This window comes from Bradyrhizobium sp., assembly GCF_050014615.1.
Classification (GTDB): Bacteria; Pseudomonadota; Alphaproteobacteria; order Rhizobiales; family Xanthobacteraceae; genus Bradyrhizobium.
The window spans coordinates 1-3,520 of sequence record NZ_JBEKCZ010000361.1 but is presented as its reverse complement, the minus strand read 5'-3'; the positions used below and the strand labels follow the sequence as shown (position 1 = coordinate 3,520).

The following is a 3,520-nucleotide window of genomic DNA, read 5'->3' as shown; positions in this document are numbered from 1 at the left end:
CACCCTGCCCACCCTGGTCGGCGCGATCGCCTTCCAGAACAAGGCCACCGTCTATGCGATCTTGTTCCGCACGGCCGCCGAGACGCTTACCACCATCGCCGCCGATCCCAAGCATCTGGGTGCGCAAATCGGCGTAACCGCGGTGCTCCATACCTGGGGGCAGACGCTGCAGCACCATCCACATGTTCATTGCGTAGTGCCAGGCGGCGGCCCCTCGCTCGACGGCACGCGGTGGATCGCTTGCCGCCCCGGCTTCTTCCTGCCCGTGCGTGTGCTTTCACGTCTGTTTCGTCGACTGTTCCTGCAGAACCTGCAGATTGCATTCGAAGCCGGCAAGCTAGGCTTTTTCGGTAACCTCGTCGGTCTTGCCGAGCCTGACACCTTCGTTACCGCTCTCGACCAACTCAGGCGCATCGAATGGGTCATCTATGCCAAGCCGCCATTCGGTGGCCCCCATCAGGTGTTGGCCTATCTCGGCCGCTACACCCATCGCGTCGCGCTTGCCAACAGCCGCCTAATCTCCCTATCTGACGGTAAGGTCCGCTTCGCATGGAAGGACTATCGCCAGGACAGCAAGAGCAAGGTGATGACACTCGATGCCAACGAGTTCATTCGGCGCTTCCTGTTACACACCCTGCCGGACGGCTTCCATCGCATTCGCTACTATGGCTTTTTCGCCAATGGCCAACGCGCCGACAACATCGCTCTCTGCCGCCGGTTGCTCGATGCTAATCGCGTCATGGACAATTCCAAGTTGGCGGACAGTCACGCCAACGGCGATCGACAGAACCACGCCAGTGACTTCCTCATCTGCCCAGATTGCGGCGGCGCCATGCGGCGGATCGCAGCCGTGCCGCGCTCATCCACACATCAGCCATTCTACTGTGATACGTCATGATCTCATCGCCGCCGATTTTCGTCATCACCGCCACCGAGCTTGCTGCGCGTTCTGGCGCCAATCGGACAGCTATGCCGATCGACTGCCGCAATACCGCCCCCGGAGCTGGCCAACGACTGAACCTGACCTGTTGTTCGCGTTCAGTACCCAATCCGCGAGATCTTCCTCGCCAAAACGGCGCTTCACATCAATTGCGCAGCCGTCGTCGGAGCAGTCTCGTCGGCACGCCGTGGCAACTTTCCCCATAGCGCCAAAACAACCCGCGGCTTCGTTCAATCCGGCTTCTATGAGGTCGTGCTCACGATCACGTCCACCGCGCCGGTGTGCCAACGACCTCACAGAACCCTCCAGATTCCCGAATCAGATTTTCAATGATTCATGGATGGTCGGCTTTTGGAGGGCCGACCATGGTGGACACGAAGTTGAAGTGGGAAGACGAGCTTGGACGCTGGCTCAAGCCATTCCTGGATCGTTTAGGTCACAAGGCGCGGCGGCGGATGTGTCCGCTTTATATCTCGGGATTGATTGGACCGGGCGATCGCAAGAGCGTCCAGCCGATGGCGGCGCGGCTGGCACCGGGCGAGTATGACCAGTTGCACCATTTCATTGCTGATGGCGTCTGGGATGCGGCACGTGCTGGTCATCGACGACACGGCGATGCCGAAGAAGGGCGATCGTTCGGTTGGTGTCGCTCCACAATATGCCTCGTCTCTCGGCAAGACGGCCAATTGCCAAACATTGGTGTCGCTGACGCTTGCGCGGGGTGAAGTGCCGGCAATGGTGGCATTGCGTCTCTTTGTTCCCGAGAGCTGGACGAGCAACCCGGTGCGTTTGAAGCGTGCGGGCGTTCCAGTCGAGCATCGCGCGGCGCGGACCAAGCCAGAGATCGCCCTCGCCGAGATTGATCGCGTGATCGCGGCCGGGATGCGCTTCGGCTGTGTGCTGGCGGATGCCGGTTACGGCCTCAGCGCACCGTTCCGTCAGGGGCTCACGACACGCGGCCTGGCCTGGGCCGTCGGTATCCCTCGTCACCAGAAAGTTTATCCAGTCGGGGTAAAACTGATCTGGCCGGTTGCCGGTCGGGGTCGTCCCCGCAAGCGGCACATACCCGATGTATTGTCGACGGCGGCCGAAGACATGCTGGCCAATGCCAAGTGGCAAAATGTGAGTTGGCGAAACGGGACCAAGGGCCGGCTGGAAGCTCGCTTCGCCGCGGTTCGCGTGCGGACCGCGGATGGACCTCCGCAGCGGATCAAGGACAAGGGCCAGCAGCATCTTCCGGGGGACGAAGCCTGGCTGATCGGCGAACACAGAACGTCGGGAGAGAAGAAATATTATCTCGCCAATTTGCCGGCCAAGACGAATCTGCGCACGTTAGCTGCCACGATCAAAGCGCGATGGATTTGCGAACAGGCCCATCAGCAGTTGAAAGAGGAACTCGGGCTTGATCACTTCGAGGGACGATCCTGGCAGGGCCTTCATCGTCATGCGCTCATGACCATGATCGCTTACGCATTCCTCCAGCATCGCCGTCTCGCACAGGCGGGGCGGAAAAAAAAGAATCAACGGTCCGCCGCCTCAGCCGAGCCTGCCGGCCGTACGCCAAGCCATCGTCGATCTCATCGTTCAACCACGACCTCAGCGATGCCCGTACTGCAGAAGACAAATCGGCGGAAAGCAGCGGCGTGAATAAATCTGCCAAAGTAGTGCTAGCTTGACCAACCGCAATTTGAATTATAAAGACTGACTGATCGGTTTTATTTGAGGAATACCTTTTGCCCAAAATCAGTGAATTGCGGCGCGAGTCGCGGCGCGAGCAAATTCTGGATGCTGCCCTCGAATGCTTCTCGGAGAACGGCTTTCATCAAACCGGCGTGGCTGACATCGTGCGGCGTTCAGGCATGAGTCACGGCGCCGTCTACGTCTACTTCAAGGGCAAAGACGACATCATCGAAGCGCTGGCCGATGATCGACATCAGAGCGAAGCTAACCTCAACGCCGTGGTTCGAGGCGCCAAGGGCCCGATCGAGGGGCTTCATGCGCTTGTCCGAACCTATGCGGGTTGGCTGGTCGATCCAGCCGGCGCTCCGCGAAGGCGCGTAGGCGTCAACGGTTGGGCGGAGGCGCTGCGCAGCGAGCGTGTTCATGCTCGCGTCATCGAGGGAATCCGCATTCCGCGTTCAATGATTGTCGGATTGGTCGAGCGAGCCCAGAAGATGAATCTCGTGTCGCGCGATCTGAGCGCCGATGCGGTTGCGCGATCTTTCATCGCGCTTTTCCAGGGTTTCGTCCTGCAAGTCACCTGGGGAGAAGACATCGACGTCGATGCGTGCGTCGCCGTTGTCGATCGAATGTTATTGGGACTCGGGCAACCCAATCGCAGGACCAGATCGCGTCAAAAGGAGAAAACATAAACTTGTTCCTCAGCGATCTCGTTTCGAGCGTCAGCGTCGGTCTGGTCGGTGGTGTCACCTCCGGACTTCTTGGTGTCAGTCCCGGTGGGGGACTGGTCGTATTTTCGAATCTGCTATTGGGGTCCGAACAGCACGTCGCGCAGGGCATTTCGCTGGTCGCCCAGATACCTCCCACAAGTGTTTCCGGGATAAGGCGCTATCGGGAAAA

Annotated in this window: 2 protein-coding genes and 2 pseudogenes; all 4 read left to right on the top strand. The window is 59.6% G+C overall.

Features of this window, described 5'->3' with window-relative positions; translation table 11 throughout:
• The coding region (locus ABR948_RS29615; RefSeq protein WP_428124869.1) for an IS91 family transposase at positions 1 to 898 on the top strand (898 nt) is incomplete at its 5' end.
• A gap of 407 nt (positions 899 to 1,305) precedes the next feature.
• Positions 1,306 to 2,587, top strand: a pseudogene (locus ABR948_RS29610) (IS701 family transposase).
• 104 nt (positions 2,588 to 2,691) lie between these two features.
• Positions 2,692 to 3,312, top strand: a complete 621-nt coding sequence (locus ABR948_RS29605) for a TetR/AcrR family transcriptional regulator (RefSeq protein ID WP_428124867.1) — start codon at positions 2,692 to 2,694, stop codon at positions 3,310 to 3,312.
• Positions 3,313 to 3,314: 2 nt separating this feature from the next.
• A pseudogene (locus ABR948_RS29600) lies at positions 3,315 to 3,520 on the top strand (sulfite exporter TauE/SafE family protein); the annotation flags it as partial.